This window comes from Streptomyces sp. NPDC029044 (assembly GCF_040637495.1).
Lineage (GTDB): Bacteria > Actinomycetota > Actinomycetes > Streptomycetales > Streptomycetaceae > Streptomyces.
In genome coordinates, this window is record NZ_JBEZWN010000029.1 from 17,978 (window position 1) to 37,899 (window position 19,922).

The window sequence follows — 19,922 nt, forward strand, 5'->3', positions numbered from 1 at the left end:
CTGTTCCGGCGGCTCGCCGGCCGCGCCCTGGTCACGTTCGCACGTGGGATCGAGCCGTAACGCTAACGAGACTTTGGAAGGGCGGTGTGCAGTCCGTGTGACACCCCTGCACAGATCCTCTGGATCTCGCGTGTGCCATAAGTGACTCGCGAGTAAAAGAGACGAAGCCTGGGAACGCTGGGGCACCCGCGGTCACGACACGGGCCCTCCGCGCACAGCTATCCCCAACTCCCCCAATTTTCCTGCGAAATGGCGCACAACCCTTTGCATGCCCGACGGGTCACACCATGCAGGAGCAACCACCTCGAAGAGTTGCAAGGGGGAAATATGCGATTCACCCGTTCCGTTCTGGCCGTGTCCGCTGCGGCGGCACTGTCGGTGGGAACCATGACCGCCCTGGCGTCGCCGGCCTCGGCAGCGCCCAACACCACACCGCAGAAGGTCTGCGGGAGCGGCTACAAGACGGTCAACTCGGCGAAGGTCGGCTCGTTGGGGACCGTCTACCTGACCTACAACGCCGCCAACGGCCAGAACTGCGTCGCGACCATCCGCAACAACCCGGGCAAGGCCGTGAACATGTCCGCCTGGATCTACGTCCCGGACACCGAGGAGAGCCACTACGACGAGGGCCTGTTCACGTCGTACGCCGGACCGGTGTACGCCTACGGCAAGGGCCACTGCGTCGACTGGGGCGGCAGCATCGCCAACACGTACGTGCAGGTGTACGGCTCCAACTGCGGTTCCCTGAAGGAGCACCGGGTCACCTTCACCCGCTGACCCCCTCCAGCCGGGCCATCACATCCCCTGCCGCGCTTCGCGGGGGCCGTGGTGGCCCGGCCTCCTTCATGCCGCCGGTACGGCGGCATCAAGCCAAGACCGCGCCCAGCCTTCCGGGTCGACCCCCTCACCTCTATCCTCGTGCGCCGGTGTTACCGACGGTAAGGGGTAGTGATGAGCGGCACCACGCGCAGAAGATTCCTGGGCACCGCCGCGGCCACCGGCGGGCTCGCCCTCGGGACGGCCCAGCGGGCCTCGGCCGAGAACGGCGCGGTGGCACAGAGCGTGGCCGTACTGGGCGGGGGTGTGGCAGGGCTCACGGCCGCGCACGAACTCGCCGAGCGCGGCTTCCGGGTCACGGTCTACGAGCGCAAGGCGCTGGGCGGCAAGGCCCGCAGCATGGACGTACCGGGCAGCGGCACGGGCGGCCGCCGCCCCCTGCCCGGGGAGCACGGCTTCCGCTTCATCCCCGGCATCTATCACAACCTGCCCGACACCATGCGGCGCATCCCGTTCCCCGGCAACCCGGGCGGCGTCCACGACAACCTGGCCGCCCCCAAGGAGATGCTGTTCGCCCGGTCGGGCGGCCGTGAGGACATCCGGATCCCGCTCTCCTGGCCCGGCAGCACTCCTGCCGAACTCACCCCCGACGAGATCCGCCGGGCCCTCACCGCGCTCCTGGACACGGCCTTCAACCTCCCTCTCCACGAGGCCCTCTACTTCGCCAACCGCTTCCTGGTCTTCCTCACCAGCTGCGACGAGCGCCGTGACGACGTGTGGGAGCGGACGCCGTGGTGGGATTTCGTCCGGGCCGGGCGGATGTCCGACGACTACCGGCGGATCCTCGCCGTCGGCATCACCCGCAACATCGTGGCCACCAAGGCCGAGGAGGCCAGCACCCGTACGGTCGCCACCCTGATGGAAGCCTTCGTCTTCAACCTCCTCGGCCGGGGCGCGGACGGACCGCTGGACCGGATCCTCAACGCGCCCACCAACGAGGCCTGGATCGACCCCTGGGTGACGTACCTGACGTCACTCGGGGTCGAGTTCCGCGTCGGCTGGACCGTACGGGACCTGACCCTGGGCGGGGGCGCGATCACCGGAGCCGTCGTGGAGGAACCGGGAGGAGCGCGCCGGACGGTCACCGCCGACCACTACATCTCGGCGATGCCGGTCGAGCACGCCCGCCGCACCTGGAACTCCGCCGTACGCGCCGCAGACCCCCAACTGGCCGCGTGCGACCGGCTGGAGACGGACTGGATGACCGGCATCCAGTTCTATCTGACCGAACGGACGCCGACCCTGCACGGCCACCTCAACCTCATCGACTCCCCGTGGTCATTGACCGCGATCGCCCAGGCCCAGCACTGGCCGGGCCACGACTTCCCGGCCGACTTCGGTGACGGCACGGTCGCGGACTGCCTGTCCGTGGACGTCTCCGAGTGGGACCAGCCGGGCATCCTGTACGGGAAGACGGCCAAGCAGTGCACCCGCACCGAGGTTGCCCGCGAGGTGTGGGCGCAGTTGAAGGCGGCGCTCAACGACAGCGGCCGTACGGTCCTGAAGGACTCCGTGCTGCACTCCTGGTTCCTCGATCCGGCTGTGGACGGACTGGGCACTCCGCACCCGGTCAACGAGGAGCAGCTGCTGATTCATCCGGTGGGGACCTTCCACCACCGCCCGCGGTCGGCCACGCGGATCCCCAACTTCTTCCTGGCCGGCGACTACGTGGCCGTGCCCATCGATCTCGCCACCATGGAGGGCGCCAACACCTCGGCCCGGCAAGCCGTCAACGCCCTTCTGGAACAGACCGGTTCGACCGCCGAGCGGTGCACCGTGACGCCCTTGTACCGGGCCCCCGAGTTGGAGGCGGCCAAGCGGCACGACCGCACCCGGTACCGTCTCCGCCTGCCGAATGTCTTCGACGTCGGCTGAGACCCGTGGAATCGCTCAGCCCCAGGGCGTCACCGGCACGAACGAACTGTCCTGCCGGAACAGGTCCGTTCCGTCGGAGCGTTCCACGCGGAGCTGGTAGGCGTAGTGGCGCAGGTAGCGCCCCGGGTGGTTGTACGACTCGAAGCGGACGGACCCCGATGCCGTACCGGCCCGGAGGATGAACGTGGCGTCCTTGGCGAAGGTGCTCGTGCCGTCGTTCGGGTCGAAGCGGGCGCGGTAGTCCCAGTGGCGCAGGTAGTTGCCGGCGGCGTCGCGGAAGGAGCAGCCGCTGCCGTCGGCGAGTCCGGCGACCACCGTGAAGGTGGCGGCCTGCTTGTCGGCGGTGGTGCTGGAGGCGCCGACCACGGGCAGGTTGAGCAGTGAGGACTGCTGCTGCCAGTAGCGGGTGGAGTAGTTGGCCGAGCGGAAGGAGCGCGTGACGTTCCGGGCCAGGGCCGGGCCGCCCGTGACCGTCTCCTTGACGACCGTGAAGTGCCGTGCCGTGCCCGAGATTCCGGGCAGCGCGGCCGGGGCCGACCAGGTGGCGAAGATGTCGTAGCTGTCGCTGTAGTAATAGTTCCCGTCGCCGTAGCCGTCGAAGAAGATGCGCCAGCCGCCGTTGTCGAGCCGGACCAGGGCGGGGCCTTCGCGGTAGCTGCCCCAGCCCGCCCAGTCGCCGGTCCGGCGGATCGTGTACGGGCCGGTGAGGTTCGAGGCGGTGGCGTACTCGATGTACTTCGTCGTCTCGTTCTTCGGGAAGGCGTGGTACGTCGAGCCCGCCTTCACGATGAACGTGTCGATGTGGTTGGCGCCGATGCCCGAGAGGACGACGGGTGAACTCCACGCCGTCAGGGCCGAGTTCGTGGCCCGCAGCAGGTACGGGGTGAAGATCCACTCGTCGTTCGTGGTGGAGCAGGAGACGATGATGCTCACGCTGCCGTCGCTGTCGACGAACCACTCGGGTGCCCAGGCGCGGGAGAGGCCCGCGACGGGGACGGTGTAGTCGTACAGGAACGTCCAGTTGACGCGGTCGGAGCTGCGGGCGAATCCGATGGTCGTGCTGGGGTCCTGCCAGGTGTGGGTGGTGTAGGTGACGTAGTAGAAGCCGTCAGTGTGTCTGATGACGGAGGCGTCGCGGATCCGGTTCGCGGGCGGGGTGTACGCGGAGGAGCGCAGCAGCCGGAAGTCCGTGGCGTCGTCCGACTGGTAGACGTTGACCGTGCCGTCGTCGCTGTTGAGGAACGGCACGATGGTGTAGCGGGTGGCCGAGCCGTTCGGGGGTGCGGCGGCCAGGGCGGTGCCGAGGAGTCCGGGTGTCTCACCGAGCAGGATCGCCGAGGCGGGCAGGGCGGCCAGGGCGCGCAGCAGTGTGCGGCGGGACGGGGCGGCGAGGTGTGAGGTCACGGACGGCTCTCCCTGGGAACACCGAGATTCGATATATCGAACAAGGTTCGGGACATCGATCGAAAGGTGGGGCTCAGAACGTAAGGGCGACGGCACGGGCCGTCAATGGTTTGAGCAGGGGCCGATGCGCCCAGTGAGGAAGCCGTGGCCGGTGCGTGGACTTACACTCCAGTCGTCGGCATTCCGCCACCGGCCGCCGGACGTTACCGTTCGGTAGACAGCCGATTCCGGAGGTGTCCGTATGGCGCTCGACCGTTCCGAAGGCCTGGCGGAGACCGCCCGTGCGCTGGCCGCCGGGGAGGTGACGTCGCGGGCGCTGGTCGAGCGGACGCTGGCACGGATCGAGGCGTCCCAGGGGAGCCTCAACGCCTTCCGGATCGTCCGGGCCGAGGCCGCGCTCGCGGAGGCCGACGTCGCGGACCGCCGACTGGCTTCCCCGGGCGCACGGATGCCGCTGCTCGGCGTCCCCGTCGCCGTGAAGGACGACATGGACGTGGCCGGTGAGCCGACCGCGTTCGGCTGCTGCGGGGAGTTCCCGCCGGTCGCCGAGGACGGTGAGGCGGTACGGCGGCTGCGCGCGGCCGGGGCCGTGATCATCGGCAAGACCAACACCTGTGAGTTCGGGCAGTGGCCCTTCACCGAGGGGCCGGCCTTCGGCGCGACCCGCAACCCGTGGAGCACGGAACACACGCCCGGTGGTTCCTCGGGCGGGTCGGCCGCCGCGGTCGCCGCCGGCCTGGTGCCCGCCGCGCTCGGCTCGGACGGCGCCGGCTCGGTGCGGATCCCGGCCGCGTGGACGCATCTGGTCGGCATCAAGCCGCAGCGCGGCCGGGTCTCGACGTGGCCGCGCGGGGAGTCCTTCCAGGGCATCACCGTCAACGGCACCCTGGCCCGTACGGTCGCCGACGCGGCCCTGCTGCTGGACGCGGCGAGCGGCAACCACGCTCAGGACCCGCACCAGCCCCCGCCCCTCGACGTGTCCGGGGCCGTCGGCCGCGATCCGGGCCGGCTGCGCATCGCGCTCTCCCTCAAGCCGCCCTTCACGGCCGTGCCCGCCCGGCTCCTGCCCGAGGTGCGGACCCGCGTGGTCGAACTGGCCGAACGGCTCGCCGCCCTGGGGCACTTCGTCGAGGAGGCGGATCCGCCGTACGGGCAGATCGGGCTGACCTTCGTGCCGCGCGCCACGGCCGGGATCGCCGAGCGGGTGGGCGAGGCGCCCTTCCCGGCGCTGCTGGACCGGCGCACCCGGGACGCGGCCCGGCTGGGCCGGCTGCTCGGCGGTGCCCCGCTGCGGGCGGCCCGGCGTGCGGAGACCGCGCTGCACCGGCGCATCGGCTCCTTCTTCACCTCCTACGACGTCGTGCTCGCGCCGACGACCGCCGCTCCCCCACCGCGCATCGGCGCCCTGCTCGAACTCAGCGGGTTCGCCACCGACCGGGCGATGATCGCGGCCTGCCCGTACGCCTGGCCGTGGAACGTGCTGGGCTGGCCCGGGGTCAACGTGCCCGCCGGGTTCACGCCGGACGGACTGCCGGTCGGCGCGCAGTTGCTGGGCCCGGCCAACAGCGAGCCGCTGCTCGTGCAGGTGGCCGCCCAACTGGAGGCGGAGTTGCGCTGGGCCGAGAAGTGGCCGTCGCCGCCGGTCACGGCTCGTTCCGCCGCCGCCTGAGCGACCGTGCGCCGTCCTCATGGCGCGACCGTGCGCCGTCTCATGGCGCGACCATGCGCCGTCCTCATGGCGGCCGCATCGATGGTGACGGCTGGCCACGGAGGCCGAGCAGCGGTCGTTCGCCCGGATGGCGGAGGCGACCCGGGACAGCGAGATCCTCCAGGCCGGCCGCACGGGCAGACGCCGCAGGAGGACGTCCGCCCTCAACGGGGGGGAGCGGAAGGTGCCGTTGGACGACGAGTGACCCGGGCGGCGTGCTCATGGGAGCGGCCTCTAAGGTGCCCCCGTGAGCACGTTTGCCGACGAGAACGTCCCCGGCCGCCACGGCCCCTCCGCCACCGTCCAGACCGACCCCCGCGAAGTGGGCCGGGTGCGGACGGAGTACTCCCCCGCGCACGACGGCGACCCCGATCCCGGGGAGATCGTCTGGACCTGGGTGCCCTTCGAGGAGAACGACGGCCGGGGCAAGGACCGCCCGGTGCTGGTGGTCGCCCGCGAGCCGGGCGGCACCTTCCTGGCCGTGCAGTTGTCCAGCAAGCGGCACGACGGTGACCGCGAGTGGGTGCCGATCGGCGCCGGGCCGTGGGACCGGACGGGCCGGGACTCGTGGGTCGACGTGGACCGGGTGCTGCGCCTGCACGAGGACGGCATGCGCCGCGAGGCATGCGCACTGGACCGCATGCGGTTCAACCTGGTCAGACGCCGGCTCCAGGAGCGCTACGGCTGGAGCTGAACGTCTCCTCGAAGGCGCTCAGCACCGCACGGTCCCGTGTCCGGTCCAGGATCCCGAACGTCACGTGCTCGAAGGTCCCGGCGAACCGGCCGCCCGGCCCCAGCAGCGCCCGGAACGCCTCCGCCACCTGCGCGGGGTCGTTGCGGAAGACCCCGCAGCCCCAGGCGCCGAGGACGAGCCGGCGGTAGCCGTGGGCGCCGGCCGTCTCCAGGACGCGCTCGGCCCGCACCGCGAGGGCCCGGGGCAGGTCCGAGGCCCGTTCGGGCGCCGTGCGCAGCACCACGCCCGCGTTGGGCGCGGGCGAGGTGAGGAAACCGGCCGTGTACGGCTCTGCCAGCAGGGCGCCCCGGTCGTCGCGGAAGACGGGCACGGCCGGTGAGTGGATGACACGGTCCGTGTAGAACGGATCGCGGTGGGCCCGGTGGTGGTCGTAGAACGCGCGGGCCTCCAGGAGGCACGTGTACAGCGCGGAGGCGCGGCACAGGGCCTCCTCCTGGGCCTGGGCGCCGTTCAGATAGCCGCCGCCGGGGTTCCTGGCCGAGGCGAAGTTCAGCACGGCCACGCGCCCGCCGAGCCTGCGGGCGGCCGCCAGGCTGCTCTCGCCGGTGACCTCCACCAGCATCTCCCGCGCCCCGGTCACCCGATCGGCGGGCACCGGCACCGGTTCCGGTCCGTACAGGCGCGTGCCCTGGCGCGCCGCACGCAGCTCCGCCGCGATCGAGACCTCGCGCCCGTCCGGCGCGCGGTAGCGCCCGGCCTCGACGATCTGCTCGGTCTGCTGCGCGATACCGCGCAGGCGCGCGCTCACGGCGCCACCCCCGTAGCCGCCGTGACCGCGCGCCGCGCGGCCCTTCTTGTCGTGCTCACGCAGGCATGGTGGGTGATGCCGGATCTTCGGGGCAACAGAGTTTTCGCCAGCCGAGAACGTCCCGGGAAAGTCCCTGGAAACTCGGGGCCGGCCCGTATGACCGACCGGGAACGCCCCGGTTCGCCCCCTTGTGCCGAGCGACAGGAGCGTCTTGGGTGGGACGAGTGATCCCGGCCCGGGCCGCCGAAGAGCCCGGACCGGTGGCATGGTGGAATCTCAGGAGGATCCCGACATGTCCGATTCGGTAGGTGGCTGTACCCGGCCACGCACGTCATTGTCCGAAGCCGAGGTCGAGGCTCTGGTCCGCGGCATCTGCTTCAAGACCGGCCCTCCACGCCGCCTCGGTGTCGAGGTGGAATGGCTCGTCCACGAGTTGCGCGCACCGCAGCTCCCCGTCACACCCGAACGACTCGAAGCGGCCTACGCCGCACTGCGTACCGTGCCCCTGAGGTCGGCGCTCACCGTGGAACCCGGCGGCCAGCTGGAGCTGAGCTCGCCCCCCGCCGCCTCGCTGACCGAGGTCATCGGTACCGTCTCCGCCGACCTGGACGCCGTGCGCGCGGTTCTGCGCGACGACGGCCTCGCCCTCGTCGGCCTCGGCCACGATCCCTGGCACGAACCCCGCAGGTTCCTGCGTCAACCGCGCTACGACGCCATGGAGGCGTGCCTGGACCGCACGGGCCCCGCGGGCCGCGCCATGATGTGCACCTCCGCCTCCGTGCAGGTGTGCCTGGACGCCGGTCACGAGGAGCCCGGACCGCTCGGCCTCGTGCGGCGCTGGTGGCTGGCCCACCATCTGGGCGCGGTCCTGGTGGCCGCGTTCGCCAACTCGCCGCTCGCCGGGCACCGTCCGACCGGCTGGCTGTCCACCCGGCAGCTAGCGTGGACCCGGATCGGGGCCGGACGGGCGGGCGGACCGCGGTTGGACACCGATCCGCGCGGCGCCTGGGCCCGGCACGTGCTGGACGCCCCCGTGATGTGCGTACGCCGGGACCGCGGGCCCTGGGACGTTCCCGAGGGGCTCACCTTCCGGGACTGGATCCGCACGGGCGCTCCCCGGCCCCCCACCCGGGAGGACCTCGACTACCACATCACGACGCTGTTCCCGCCGGTCAGGCCGCGCGGCCACCTCGAACTGCGCATGATCGACGCGCAGCCCGGGGACGACGGCTGGATCGTGCCGCTCGCCGTGACGGCGGCGCTGTTCGACGACCCGGAGGCCACCGAGACCGCCTACCGGGCCGTGAAACCGCTGGCCGAGCGGACGCTGGGACTGCCCGCGCCGCACAACCCGCTGTGGCTCGACGCGGCCCGCGGCGGACTGGCCGACGCGGAACTGCGCGAGGTGGCCGTCACGTGCTTCACGACCGCGCTGGACGCCCTGCCCCGGCTGGGCGCCGCCCCCGAGGTCATCGAGGCCGTCACGGCCCATCTCGACCGCTATGTCGTCCTGGGCCGCTGCCCCGCCGACGACCTGCTCGACCGACAGCGCGGCACGGACGGTCGCGCCCACGGGAAGGACTTCCGCCCATGACCGACACCGATCCCGCCGTCGACGCCGGGGCCGTCGACCCCGAGGTGCTCCGTGAGCGGGCGGTCGCCTCACTGGTCGTCGCCCGGGACCGCACCACGCTGCTGACGAGCTGCGTGGAGGACCCCGACCTGACCGCGCAGCACTCGCCGCTGATGTCGCCGCTGGTGTGGGACCTCGCACACATCGGCAACCAGGAGGAGCAGTGGCTGCTGCGGGCCGTCGCCGGGCACGAGGCGATACGCCCCGAGATAGACGGCCTCTACGACGCCTTCGAGCATCCGCGTGCCGAGCGGCCGAAGCTGCCCCTGCTGTCGCCGGCCGAGGCCCGGACGTACGCGGCCGATGTGCGCGGCCGGGCGCTGGACGTGCTGGAGCGGCACGCGTTGCACGGGACGCGGCTGACGGAGGCCGGGTTCGCCTTCGGGATGATCGCCCAGCACGAGCAGCAGCACGACGAGACCATGCTGATCACCCATCAGCTGCGCAAGGGGCCCCAGGCGCTGACCGCCCCGGACCCGGAGCCGGTGCCGCTGTTCACCGGCCCCGCCGAAGTCCTCGTCCCGGGCGGGCCGTTCACCATGGGAACCACCGGTGAGCCGTGGGCGCTGGACAACGAACGCCCCGCGCACCGGCGGGAGGTGGCGCCCTTCCACATCGACACCACCCCGGTGACGAACGGCGCCTACCTGGCGTTCATCGAGGACGGCGGCTACGACGACCCGCGCTGGTGGGCACCCGAGGGCTGGGCGCACATCCGCAGGCACGGCATCGACGCCCCGCTGTTCTGGCGGCGCGACGGACAGCAGTTCCTCAGGCGCCGGTTCGGCGTCACCGAGGTCGTCCCGCCGGACGAGCCGGTGCTGCACGTGTGCTGGTACGAGGCCGACGCCTACGCCCGCTGGGCGGGACGCCGGCTGCCCACGGAGGCCGAGTGGGAGAAGGCGGCCCGGCACGACCCGGCCGGCGACCGCTCGATGCGCTACCCGTGGGGCGACGCCGACCCGGGCCCCGAGCACGCCAACCTCGGCCAGCGGCACCTGCGTCCGGCACCCGCCGGGAGCTACCCGGCCGGCGAGTCGCCGCTCGGCGTACGGCAGTTGATCGGTGACGTGTGGGAGTGGACGGCGAGCGACTTCCTGCCGTACCCGGGGTTCAAGGCGTTCCCGTACAAGGAGTACTCGGAGGTCTTCTTCGGGCCCGACCACAAGGTGCTGCGCGGCGGTTCGTTCGCGGTGGACGCGGTGGCCTGCCGGGGCACCTTCCGCAACTGGGACTACCCGATCCGGCGGCAGATCTTCGCCGGCTTCCGCACGGCCCGTTCGGAGGGCGTCTGATGTGCCGTCATGTGGCGTACGTGGGGCCCGGGGAACCGCTGGGCCGGTTCCTCGTGGAGCCCCCGCACGGGCTGTACCGGCAGTCGTGGGCGCCCCGGCACCAGAAGTACGGGACGGTGAACGCCGACGGTTTCGGCGTCGGCTGGTACGCGGAGGGCGACCCGGTGCCGGCCCGCTACCGCCGGGCCGGGCCCGTCTGGGCGGACCTGTCGTTCGCCGACCTCGCCCGGGTCGTACGGTCCACCGCACTGCTCGCCGCGGTGCGGGACGCGACGCTGTCGGGGGCCGACGCGGAGGCCGCGGCGGCCCCGTTCGCGGCGGGGACCTGGCTGTTCAGCCACAACGGGGCGGTGAGGGGCTGGCCCGGTTCACTGGCCACCGTGTCCCGGACGCTGCCGCACGAGGACCTGCTGTCGCTGGAGGCCCGCAACGACTCGGCGCTCGTGTGGGCGCTGGTGCTGGCGCGGCTGCGCAGCGGCGACACGGAGGGCCAGGCGCTGGCCGACACGGTCCTGGAGGTCGCCGCCGCCGCCCCCGGTTCCCGGCTCAACCTCCTCCTCACCAACGGCGACACCATCACCGCCACCGCCTGGGGCGACACCCTCTGGTACCTCACCCGGCCCGGCGGCGGCACCGTCGTGGCCTCCGAGCCCTACGACGACGATCCGCACTGGCGGGAGGTCCCCGACCGCACCCTGCTCGCGGCAAGCCGCACCGACGTGCTGCTCACGCCGCTGAAGGAACCGGCCGACACCACCGTGCCCTCCCCCTCGCCGAAGGAGCCCCGTACGTGAGTCCGTTCCATGTCACCCGCACCCTGCCCGAGGACGCCACGGACGCCGCGCTGCGCGCCGACGTCCACCGGGGTCTGACCGGCCGCCCCAAGACCCTGCCCCCGAAGTGGTTCTACGACGCGCACGGCAGCGACCTGTTCGAGCAGATCACCGAACTGCCGGAGTACTACCCGACGCGCGCGGAGCGGGAGATCCTCCTCGCCCGCGCCGGCGACGTCGCCGCGGCGACCGGGGCGCGGACCCTGGTCGAGCTCGGCTCCGGCTCCTCGGAGAAGACCCGGCACCTGATCGACGCACTCCCGGATCTGCACACCTACGTCCCGGTCGACGTCAGCGGGAGCGCCCTCAGCCAGGCCGGGCAGGCGCTCGCCGCCGAGCGGCCCGGGCTGGACGTGCACGCGCTGATCGCCGACTTCACCGCGGAACTGACCCTGCCGGACACGCCGGGGCCGCGACTGGTGGCGTTCCTCGGCGGCACGATCGGCAACCTGCTGCCTGCCGAACGCGCCGCGTTCCTGGCGTCCGTGCGGGCCCTGCTCGCCCCGGGCGACGCCCTGCTGCTGGGGACGGACCTGGTCAAGGACGAGGAGGTGCTGGTCAGGGCGTACGACGACGCGGCCGGGGTGACGGCCGCGTTCAACAAGAACGTCCTGACCGTGATCAACCGCGAGCTGGGCGCCGACTTCGAGCCCGCCGCGTTCGACCACGTGGCGCTGTGGGACCCCGGGCACGAGTGGATCGAGATGCGGCTGCGTTCCCGCACGGCGCAGACGGTGAAGGTGCCGGCGCTCGGCCTCGCCGTCGACTTCGCGGCGGGTGAGGAGATGCGAACGGAGGTGTCGGCGAAGTTCCGGCAGGAGGGCGTGCGCGCCGAACTGTCCGCGGCCGGGCTGGAACTGGCCCACTGGTGGACGGACGATGCTGGCCGGTTCGCGCTGTCGCTGAGCGTGGCGCACTGACCCCGCCGGGCCCCCGGCGGCGGCGAGGGCGGGAGACGACGTCTCGCGCTTCGCCGCCGCTTGGGGCACGGTGGAATGACGCGTGACACTCCCGTCACAGGAACGTCAGGGGAAGAGGAGCAGCGGCATGTCGAACCACACCTACCGGGTCACGGAGATCGTCGGCACCTCACCGGACGGCGTCGACCAGGCCATCCGCAACGGCATCGACCGGGCCTCGCAGACGCTGCGCAACCTGGACTGGTTCGAGGTGACGCAGGTGCGCGGCCAGCTGGAGGACGGGCAGATCGCGCACTGGCAGGTGGGCCTCAAGGTGGGCTTCCGCCTCGACGAGTCGGAGTAGGGCTCAGGGAGCCGGAGTGGACTCAGGGAGCCGGAGTAGGGCTCAGGTTCGCCCTTCGCGCTCCTGCGCCGCCTTCATCTCGGCGGACCGGGTCACCCAGTCGGCCCGTAGGACGGTGAATCCGGCGCGCCGGGCGTCCGCGCAGACCAGTTCGTCGTCGTCCACGAGGACGCGGATCTCGCGGGTGCGGGCGAGCCGCCGCAGGATCTCCAGCTTGGTGAACCGGGCGGGACGCCGGTCGGCGTCCCGCCGCATGTGCAGGTGCCCCTCGGGCAGCCCCTGGGCGGCGAGCCAGTCCAGCGTGTCGCGCCGGCAGCGCTCGGGCCGCCCGGTGAGGTAGACGATCTCGCACTCCCGCGCGCTCTGAAGGACCAGCGCGATGCCCTCCGGGACCGGCGGGTCCTGGGGCGCGGCCGAGAAGAACCCGTCCCAGTCCTTCGGCCTGCGTTGCAGGAACCCCTGCCGGTGCGTGGTGTCGGCGAGAGTGTTGTCCAGGTCGAACACGGCCAGTGGGGCCGTACCGCGGTCGTCGCTCACGCCGCCAGCGTAAGGGGTCCCTGCGCCCGGCGCATTTGAGACAGCCCGCGTGAACAAGCCATGTACACACGTCGATTCACCCTCACAGTTGATGGCTCAAGGACGGCACTGACATACTCCGCTCTCAGCCTCGCCACCACCCGCGGCCGAGGCTGACCGGGGATCTCCACACAGATCCCCGAGGCCGTCCGCGTGAATCCGAGCCGTGAGTTTTCCGGATTCACGACCCCCCACAGAGCCCGCACCCCCACCGCGCGTCCGGCACCCCTTCCCCCTGCCCGAAACCCGGACGTGTCCACTGATCCGACGGGGTCGAGTGCGGGGCACGATGCAGCGAAGAAGGTGCGCCTGTGCCCGAATATTCACCGCGGCGGGACGACACTCCCACATTCCCGCTTCCGCACATCGAACATACTCCGCCGTCTCGTATATCCGACCATCCCGAATTTCACTCCCTGCGTCGCGCGCAGCGCCGGTTCGGCATCCGCGCGACGGTCCTGTCCGTCGGTGGATTCCTGCTGTACGTACTGCTGTCGAGTTTTGTGCCCGCGGTGATGAACCAGCCGCTGTTCGGCCGTCTCACGGTCGGACTCACCCTCGGTCTCGGGCAGTTCGTCATCATGGGCGTGACCGCGTGGTGCTATGTCCGGCACATGCGCACCCGGGTCGATCCGCTCGCCCGCGGCCTGAAATCCCGGCTGTACGAGACCGGGAGCCGCCGTGCCCGTAGGACGGCGCCACCGCAGGGGGCCGGGCAGCCGCTGCGGCACGGAGCGAGGGGGTCCCGCACGTGGTGACCGCCGCCGCCATCGACGACAGCAGCCTTCAGCTGACGTTCGTCCTGTTCCTGACCGTGGTCGTGATCACCCTGTTCATGGCCCTGCTGACGGCTCCTCAGCGAGACGAGATCAGCGAGTTCTACCTCGGCAACCGGGCCATGTCGCCACTGCGCAACGGCCTGGCCATGTGCGGCGACTACCTGTCCGCCGCCACCCTGCTGGGCAGCACCGGGCTGGTCGCACTGACCGGGTACGACGGGCTGATGTACCTCGGCGGCACCACCGTCGCCTGGATGATGGTGCTGCTGCTGATCGCCGAACCCCTGCACCGCACGGGCAGGTTCACGCTCGGCGACACGGTGGCGCTGCGCCTGCCGCGACAGCAGCGGCCGGTCCGCGTGGCGCTGGCGGTCTGCATCCTGGCCATCGCCACGCTGTACCTGGTGGCCCAACTCGTGGGCAGCGTGGCCCTGCTGACCCAGTTCACCGGCGTGCCGAGCGGGACCACCCGGACGCTGTGCGTGGTCGTGATCGGCGTCTTCGTGATTCTGTACGCCTCCCTGGGCGGCATGCCGGGCGCGACGGTCATCCAGATCATCAAGGCCGTGATGCTGGTGGTGGGCGTGCTGTTCACCGCGGGCTGGGTGCTGCACCACTTCGACTGGAATCCCAACGCGCTGCTGGAGAGGGCGTCCGAGCGCAGCGGTTCGGGCCTGAGCTTCCTCGAACCGGGGTTGCGCTACGGCGGCACCGTCAGCAACAAGCTGGACTTCCTCAGCCTCGAACTGGCCATCGTGCTCGGCCTCGCCGCTCTGCCGCACGTGTTGATGCGGCTGCTCACCCCGCGCAACAGCGGCGTGCTGCGCTCCTCCGTGCTGTGGGCCGTCGGACTGGTCGGTGCCGTCTGCTTCGGGGCGGGCATCATGGGACTCGGCGCCACCGCGCTGCTCGGCCGGGAGACCATCGAGGCCACGGACCGCACCGGCAACGCCTCCGTCCTGCTGCTCGCCCACGAGCTGGGCGGCAGTGTCCTGACCGCGCTGCTGACCTGCCTGGCGTACCTGACGCTGCTGGCGGTGGCGGTCGGTCTCACCCTGGCCGCAGCCTCCTCCCTGGCGCACGACCTGTACAGCGAGGTGATCCGCAAGGGCCGGGCGACCGAGACGGAGGAGCTGACCGTCGCCCGGCTGTCCGGGGCGGTCATCGGGGTGCTCGGCATTCTGCTGGCCCTCGTCGCCTGGGGGGCGAACACCGCGACGCTCGCCTTCCTGGCCTTCGCCATCGCCGCGTCCGCCATCCTGCCGACGATCATCTACACCCTCTTCTGGCGGCGCTTCAGCGCGAAGGGCGCCCTGCTCAGCCTCTACGGCGGCCTGCTCTGCTCCGTCCTGCTGGCCGTCTTCTCCCCGGTCGTCTCCTCGGCCCCGGGCTCGTTCTACCCCGAAGCAGACTTCGCCTGGTTCCCGCTCCAGAACCCCGGCATCGTCTCCATCCCGGTGGGCTTCGCCCTGGGCTGGCTCGGCACGGTGCTGGACAAGGGGCCGGCCGAAGAGGCCTCCGCCCACGAGGAGTTCGAGGTGCGGATGCTCGTGGGCGCGGACGACTGACCCGCAATCCGGGCCGGCGGTGGCCGGGCGACGGGGACGCGCATTGTTAATGGGATCCATTTTCATGTAGCGTCCTCGGTGCCCGCCCACCGAGGAGGAACCCATGGCTGTCCCGAAGCGGAAGATGTCCCGCAGCAACACCCGTCACCGCCGTGCCCAGTGGAAGGCGGCCACGCCGACCCTGGTCCCCGTCACCGTCGACGGCGTGCGTCACCTCGTCCCGCAGAACCTGGTCAGGGCCTACGAGCGCGGGCTGCTACGCCCCGAGGGCTGAGTGCGCCGCCTCGGCGAGGAAGTGCGCGCGGACCCGGCGCAGCCAGGCTTCCACCGGCGCCTCGTCGGGCTCGTCCGGCAGCGCCGTGGGTCCCGCGTCGAAGGCTTCCTCGTAACGCCTGAGCAGGGGCAGGGCCTCCAAGGGGTCGGCGGCGACGCGCTCGCCGAAGGCGTGGTACCCGTCCGGGTCCTCGACACGGATCGTCAACCGCCCGGTGGTGTACAGCTCCAGGCCCTGCGCGCACAGCCGTTTCAAATGCCGGGCGTGCTTCGCGGTGCGCTTCCGGGTGTCGGCGGAGAACGAGCCGTCGCCGCGCGTCTCCAGCCGCCGGAACTGCTGGGTGGCGTAGCCGAGGTAGGCGTCCCTGACCCGCTTGGCGCTCAGGAACGCCGTACGGATGCCGATGAGCTCGTCGCCGAGCGGGGTGCGCACCTCGTACAGGTCGTCGGGGAGCCACACCAGCTCCATCGCGGTCGGATTGCCGCCGAGGGCCAGCCGGCACCATTTGGCGGCCTCGTGCAGGGTGCGGTCCGGCGCCGTACTGACGTGCGACTCCTTCGGCCGGCGCAGACCGTGCAGTTCCTCGGTGGGCGCGGCGAAGAGGCCGAGGCGGTCGATGTCCGAACCCGGGCGGGCGAGACCGTAGGCGGTCGATCCGACGATGCCGGAGAGCAGGATGTTGGGGACGGTCACGGTCGGCCGCCTTTCGCTTCTGGGTACCGGGACATTGTCCTGACGTGCGGGGACGCGGTCACGCGGTTTTCCGCCGGCGATCCCGCCGCCGCGGCGGCGGAATACGGGCGGCCCCGTCCGGCGTAGAACCCGGTATGGATCCCGTGCGCCTGTCCGTCCTCGACCGCTCCCGCACCCGCGAGGGGCACACCCACCCCGAGGCGCTGCGCGACACCGTGCGGCTGGCGCAGGAGCTGGAGCGGCTCGGCTACCACCGGGTCTGGGTCTCCGAGCACCACGGCGTGCCCGGCGTCGCCGGTTCCGCGCCGACCGTGCTGGCCGCCGCCGTCGCGGGCGCGACCCGGACGATCCGGGTCGGCACCGGCGGGGTGATGCTGCCCAACCACCGGCCTCTGGTCGTGGCCGAGCAGTTCGGGGTGCTGGAGTCGCTGTTCCCCGGGCGGATCGACATGGGCCTGGGCCGGTCCGTCGGCTTCACGGACGGGGTACGCCGGGCCCTGGGCCGCGACAAGGGCGACGCCGAGGACTTCGAGGGCCAGCTCGCGGAGCTGCTCGGCTGGTTCCGGGGCACCTCCCCCACCGGCGTGCACGCCCGCCCCGCCGAGGGCCTGACCGTGCCGCCGTTCGTCCTGGCCATGGGCGAGGGAGCCGGCATCGCCGCCCGCGCGGGCCTGCCCATGGTGATCGGCGACCTCAGGAACCGGGAGAAGATGCGGCGCGGCATCGACCAGTACCGCGACCGGTTCCGTCCCTCCGTCTGGGCCCCGGAACCGTACGTCGTCGTCTCGGGCACGATCGCCGTGGCCGGCACCCCCGAAGAGGCCCGGCGGCTGCTGATCCCCGAGGCCTGGTCGATGGCCCACTCCCGCACCCGCGGCACCTTCCCGCCGCTGCCGCCCGCCGAGCGCGTGGAGGCCCTCGCGATGACCGGCAAGGAGCGGGACCTCTACGAATCGGGCCTGACCGGTCACATCGCCGGGACCGAGGAGCAGGTGGCGCACGAACTGGAGACGGTGGTGAAGGAGACGGGCGCACAGGAGGTGCTGGTCACGACCAGCACGTACGACCGTGAGGCCCTGCTGGACTCCTACCGGCGGCTGGCCGCGATCGCCTCCGGTTAGATCCGGTTAGAGTCGTCTGCCATGCACGACCGCGACCCCCATGACCCGTACGTCCGTGTCCGCGGAGCCCGCGAGCACAACCTCCGGGGCATCGACGTGGACATTCCCCGGGACGTGCTGGCCGTCTTCACCGGCGTGTCCGGCTCGGGGAAGTCGTCGCTGGCGTTCGGCACGATCTACGCGGAGGCCCAGCGGCGCTACTTCGAGTCGGTGGCGCCGTACGCGCGCCGGCTGATCCACCAGGTCGGCGCGCCGAAGGTCGGGGAGATCACCGGCCTGCCCCCGGCCGTCTCGCTCCAGCAGCGCCGGGCGGCGCCCACCTCCCGCTCTTCCGTCGGCACGGTCACCAACCTCTCCAACTCCCTTCGGATGCTGTTCTCCCGGGCCGGCATCTACCCGCCGGGCGCCGAGCGGCTCGACTCCGACGCCTTCTCGCCCAACACGGCGGTGGGGGCCTGCCCGGAGTGCCACGGGCTCGGGCAGGTGCACCGTACGAGCGAGGAGCTGCTGGTCCCCGACCCGTCGCTGACGATCCGCGACGGGGCGATCGCCGCGTGGCCGGGCGCCTGGCAGGGCAAGAACCTCCGGGACATCCTGGACGCGCTCGGCCACGACGTCGACCGGCCGTGGCGGGAGCTGCCCGCCCGCGAGCGGGAGTGGATCCTGTTCACGGACGAGCAGCCGGTGGTCACGGTGCATCCCGTGCGGGACGCCGACCGCATCCAACGGCCGTACCAGGGCACCTATATGAGCGCCCACCGGTACGTGATGAAGACGTTCTCGGACTCGAAGAGTCCGGCCCTGCGGGCCAAGGCCGAGCGGTTCCTCACCAGTGCGCCCTGCCCGGCGTGCGGCGGCAGCCGGCTGCGCCCCGAGGCCCTGGCGGTGACGGTCGGCGGCCGGACCGTCGCCGAGCTGGCCGCACTCCCGCTGGTGGAACTGGCCGCCGGTCTCGACGGGACCTCGGAGGCCGCTCGGGTCCTCATCGACGACCTGCGGTCCCGGATCGCGCCGGTCGTCGAGCTGGGCCTCGGCTACCTCAGCCTCGACCGGCCCGCCCCCACCCTCTCCCCGGGCGAACTGCAGCGCCTGCGCCTCGCCACCCAGCTGCGTTCCGGTCTTTTCGGGGTCGTCTACGTCCTCGACGAGCCGTCGGCCGGACTGCACCCGGCGGACACCGAGGCGCTGCTCACGGTGCTGGAGCGGCTGAAGGCGTCCGGGAACTCGGTGTTCGTGGTGGAGCACCACCTCGACGTCGTGCGGGGCGCCGACTGGCTGGTCGACGTGGGGCCGGCGGCGGGCGAGCGCGGCGGGCGCGTGCTGCACAGCGGTCCCGTGGCCGGGCTGGCCGGTGTCGGGGAATCGGCGACGGCCCGCTACCTCTTCGGCCACTCCCCCGCTCCGGCCCGGGACGTGCGTGAGGCGACCGGGTGGCTGAAGACCGGCCCGGTCACCCGGCACAACCTGCGCGGTGTGACGGCTGAGTTCCCGCTCGGCGTGTTCACCGCGGTGACCGGGGTGTCCGGCTCCGGCAAGTCCACGCTCATCGGCGAGATCACGCAGGACTCGGCCGGCGTGGGCCGGCTGGTCGCGGTCGACCAGAAGCCGATCGGCCGCACGCCGCGCTCGAACCTCGCCACGTACACGGGCCTCTTCGACGTCGTACGCAAGGTGTTCGCGGCCACCGACGGGGCCCGCGAACGCGGCTTCGGCGTCGGGCGGTTCTCCTTCAACGTGGCGGGCGGGCGCTGCGAGACCTGCCAGGGCGAGGGGTTCGTCAGCGTGGAGCTGCTGTTCCTGCCCAGCACGTACGCGCCCTGCCCGGACTGCGGCGGGGCCCGCTACAACCCGTCGACGCTGGAGGTGGCGTACCGGGGGCGGAACATCGCACAGGTGCTGAATCTGACGGTGGAGAATGCGGCGGAGTTCTTCGCGGACACCCCGGCCGTGGCCCGCAGTCTGGCCTCCCTGCTCGACGTCGGCCTGGGCTACCTGCGCCTGGGCCAGCCCGCGACCGAGCTCTCGGGCGGCGAGGCCCAGCGCATCAAGCTGGCGAGCGAACTTCAGCGCGGCCGGCGCGGCCACACGCTCTACCTCCTCGACGAACCCACGACGGGCCTCCACCCGGCCGACGTGGACGTCCTGATGCACCAGTTGCACGGCCTCGTCGACGCCGGGCACACCGTGGTCGTCGTCGAGCACGACATGTCCGTCGTCGCGCGCGCGGACTGGGTGATCGACCTCGGCCCCGGCGGCGGCGACGCGGGCGGCCACATCGTGGCGGCGGGCCCACCGGGGGACGTGGCACGGTCACCGCACAGCCGGACGGCCCCCTACCTGGCACGCACACTGTCCGGGAGCGGCTGAGGCACGTGCGGTAAAGGCGCGGGGCTTGGGAGACAGCGGGCCGGGCCACCGCTGCCGGGGCCCCACCCGGCGACCACGGCGGGGCGGGGTGCTGCCGCAAGCCCGCAGGGGCATCCGTTCGGCGCACGGCGGTCTGCGGGCCGCGTCGGCCCGGGCTCGCCGCGCCGCCGGGCCGTGCCCACGGCGGGAGGGGG

18 protein-coding genes are annotated in these 19,922 nt (G+C 72.1%); 14 read left to right on the forward strand and 4 right to left on the reverse strand.

Translation table 11 applies throughout. The annotated features are described in order from the left end of the window. Nucleotides 1–327: 327 nt before the first annotated feature. Both AB0E85_RS22735 and AB0E85_RS22740 read left to right on the forward strand, forming a co-directional pair. Nucleotides 328–777 carry a spore-associated protein gene (locus tag AB0E85_RS22735; RefSeq protein ID WP_361930034.1) on the forward strand — a complete coding sequence of 150 codons (450 nt, stop codon included), beginning with the start codon at nt 328–330 and terminating at the stop codon, nt 775–777. 174 nt (nt 778–951) lie between these two features. Further along, the gene (locus AB0E85_RS22740) at nt 952–2,712 is read left to right on the forward strand and encodes an FAD-dependent oxidoreductase (protein ID WP_361930036.1); all 1,761 of its coding nucleotides are present in this window, start codon (nt 952–954) and stop codon (nt 2,710–2,712) included. A 15-nt stretch (nt 2,713–2,727) separates the two neighbouring features. Here AB0E85_RS22740 and AB0E85_RS22745 read toward each other — a convergent pair whose 3' ends face one another. Next, nucleotides 2,728–4,116 (reverse strand): glycoside hydrolase family 43 protein, encoded by a 1,389-nt coding sequence (locus AB0E85_RS22745; protein ID WP_361930039.1) that lies wholly within the window; start codon nt 4,114–4,116, stop codon nt 2,728–2,730. 241 nt (nt 4,117–4,357) lie between these two features. Between AB0E85_RS22745 and AB0E85_RS22750 the strand changes: the two genes are divergently transcribed. Continuing rightward, nucleotides 4,358–5,785, forward strand: coding sequence for an amidase (locus tag AB0E85_RS22750; protein ID WP_361930042.1), 1,428 nt, complete (start codon nt 4,358–4,360; stop codon nt 5,783–5,785). A 286-nt stretch (nt 5,786–6,071) separates the two neighbouring features. Next, nucleotides 6,072–6,518 carry a type II toxin-antitoxin system PemK/MazF family toxin gene (locus AB0E85_RS22755; RefSeq protein WP_361930044.1) on the forward strand — a complete coding sequence of 149 codons (447 nt, stop codon included), beginning with the start codon at nt 6,072–6,074 and terminating at the stop codon, nt 6,516–6,518. On the opposite strand, the gene AB0E85_RS22760 is transcribed toward AB0E85_RS22755, so the two are convergent. Then, the gene (locus AB0E85_RS22760; RefSeq protein ID WP_361930046.1) at nt 6,481–7,326 is read right to left on the reverse strand and encodes a TIGR02452 family protein; all 846 of its coding nucleotides are present in this window, start codon (nt 7,324–7,326) and stop codon (nt 6,481–6,483) included. The genes AB0E85_RS22755 and AB0E85_RS22760 overlap by 38 nt on opposite strands. A gap of 292 nt (nt 7,327–7,618) precedes the next feature. Between AB0E85_RS22760 and egtA the strand changes: the two genes are divergently transcribed. The 5 genes from egtA (at nt 7,619) to AB0E85_RS22785 (ending at nt 12,350) form a co-directional block, all read left to right on the forward strand. Further along, nucleotides 7,619–8,920, forward strand: coding sequence for an ergothioneine biosynthesis glutamate--cysteine ligase EgtA (gene egtA / locus AB0E85_RS22765; RefSeq protein ID WP_361930049.1), 1,302 nt, complete (start codon nt 7,619–7,621; stop codon nt 8,918–8,920). Next, nucleotides 8,917–10,254, forward strand: coding sequence for an ergothioneine biosynthesis protein EgtB (egtB, locus tag AB0E85_RS22770; RefSeq protein WP_361930052.1), 1,338 nt, complete (start codon nt 8,917–8,919; stop codon nt 10,252–10,254). The genes egtA and egtB overlap by 4 nt, the downstream gene beginning before the upstream one ends. Further along, a complete protein-coding gene (egtC, locus tag AB0E85_RS22775; RefSeq protein WP_361930054.1) occupies nt 10,254–11,048 on the forward strand; it encodes an ergothioneine biosynthesis protein EgtC in 795 nt (264 codons plus the stop codon). Before egtB ends, egtC begins: the two co-directional genes overlap by 1 nt. Beyond that, nucleotides 11,045–12,007, forward strand: coding sequence for an L-histidine N(alpha)-methyltransferase (egtD, locus tag AB0E85_RS22780; protein WP_361930057.1), 963 nt, complete (start codon nt 11,045–11,047; stop codon nt 12,005–12,007). Before egtC ends, egtD begins: the two co-directional genes overlap by 4 nt. A gap of 127 nt (nt 12,008–12,134) precedes the next feature. Next, a complete protein-coding gene (locus tag AB0E85_RS22785) occupies nt 12,135–12,350 on the forward strand; it encodes a dodecin (protein WP_033307910.1) in 216 nt (71 codons plus the stop codon). A gap of 42 nt (nt 12,351–12,392) precedes the next feature. Here the strand turns inward: AB0E85_RS22785 and AB0E85_RS22790 are convergent, their stop codons facing one another. Next, nucleotides 12,393–12,887 carry a hypothetical protein gene (locus AB0E85_RS22790; protein ID WP_361930061.1) on the reverse strand — a complete coding sequence of 165 codons (495 nt, stop codon included), beginning with the start codon at nt 12,885–12,887 and terminating at the stop codon, nt 12,393–12,395. 350 nt (nt 12,888–13,237) lie between these two features. Here AB0E85_RS22790 and AB0E85_RS22795 point away from each other — a divergent pair, with 350 nt between their 5' ends. The 3 genes from AB0E85_RS22795 (at nt 13,238) to rpmF (ending at nt 15,547) form a co-directional block, all read left to right on the forward strand. Then, entirely contained in the window at nt 13,238–13,684 is a 447-nt protein-coding gene (locus tag AB0E85_RS22795) for a DUF485 domain-containing protein (protein ID WP_361930064.1), read from the forward strand. Continuing rightward, a complete protein-coding gene (locus AB0E85_RS22800) occupies nt 13,678–15,273 on the forward strand; it encodes a cation acetate symporter (protein ID WP_361930066.1) in 1,596 nt (531 codons plus the stop codon). The genes AB0E85_RS22795 and AB0E85_RS22800 overlap by 7 nt, the downstream gene beginning before the upstream one ends. A gap of 103 nt (nt 15,274–15,376) precedes the next feature. Next, nucleotides 15,377–15,547 carry a 50S ribosomal protein L32 gene (rpmF, locus tag AB0E85_RS22805; RefSeq protein ID WP_097258509.1) on the forward strand — a complete coding sequence of 57 codons (171 nt, stop codon included), beginning with the start codon at nt 15,377–15,379 and terminating at the stop codon, nt 15,545–15,547. On the opposite strand, the gene AB0E85_RS22810 is transcribed toward rpmF, so the two are convergent. Then, the gene (locus AB0E85_RS22810; RefSeq protein ID WP_361930069.1) at nt 15,530–16,240 is read right to left on the reverse strand and encodes a nucleotidyltransferase domain-containing protein; all 711 of its coding nucleotides are present in this window, start codon (nt 16,238–16,240) and stop codon (nt 15,530–15,532) included. The two genes, rpmF and AB0E85_RS22810, sit on opposite strands and share 18 nt — an antisense overlap. Nucleotides 16,241–16,374: 134 nt before the next feature. Here AB0E85_RS22810 and AB0E85_RS22815 point away from each other — a divergent pair, with 134 nt between their 5' ends. Together AB0E85_RS22815 and AB0E85_RS22820 are read left to right on the forward strand one after the other, a co-directional pair. Continuing rightward, nucleotides 16,375–17,361 carry an LLM class flavin-dependent oxidoreductase gene (locus AB0E85_RS22815; protein WP_361930072.1) on the forward strand — a complete coding sequence of 329 codons (987 nt, stop codon included), beginning with the start codon at nt 16,375–16,377 and terminating at the stop codon, nt 17,359–17,361. Between the two features lie 21 nt (nt 17,362–17,382). Next, complete coding sequence (locus tag AB0E85_RS22820) at nt 17,383–19,728, forward strand: excinuclease ABC subunit UvrA (protein ID WP_361930074.1); 2,346 nt, start codon at nt 17,383–17,385, stop codon at nt 19,726–19,728. The last annotated feature ends 194 nt before the right edge of the window (nt 19,729–19,922 follow it).

Bases quoted from the DNA above. Each gene is read 5' to 3' on its own strand.
- AB0E85_RS22820 (WP_361930074.1), top strand. From the start codon at position 17,383: ATGCACGACCGCGACCCCCATGACCCGTACGTCCGTGTCCGCGGAGCC.
- rpmF (WP_097258509.1), top strand. From the start codon at position 15,377: ATGGCTGTCCCGAAGCGGAAGATGTCCCGCAGCAACACCCGTCACCGC.
- egtB (WP_361930052.1), top strand. From the start codon at position 8,917: ATGACCGACACCGATCCCGCCGTCGACGCCGGGGCCGTCGACCCCGAG.
- AB0E85_RS22750 (WP_361930042.1), top strand. From the start codon at position 4,358: ATGGCGCTCGACCGTTCCGAAGGCCTGGCGGAGACCGCCCGTGCGCTG.
- AB0E85_RS22740 (WP_361930036.1), top strand. From the start codon at position 952: ATGAGCGGCACCACGCGCAGAAGATTCCTGGGCACCGCCGCGGCCACC.
- egtC (WP_361930054.1), top strand. From the start codon at position 10,254: ATGTGCCGTCATGTGGCGTACGTGGGGCCCGGGGAACCGCTGGGCCGG.
- AB0E85_RS22785 (WP_033307910.1), top strand. From the start codon at position 12,135: ATGTCGAACCACACCTACCGGGTCACGGAGATCGTCGGCACCTCACCG.
- egtA (WP_361930049.1), top strand. From the start codon at position 7,619: ATGTCCGATTCGGTAGGTGGCTGTACCCGGCCACGCACGTCATTGTCC.
- AB0E85_RS22815 (WP_361930072.1), top strand. From the start codon at position 16,375: ATGGATCCCGTGCGCCTGTCCGTCCTCGACCGCTCCCGCACCCGCGAG.
- AB0E85_RS22735 (WP_361930034.1), top strand. From the start codon at position 328: ATGCGATTCACCCGTTCCGTTCTGGCCGTGTCCGCTGCGGCGGCACTG.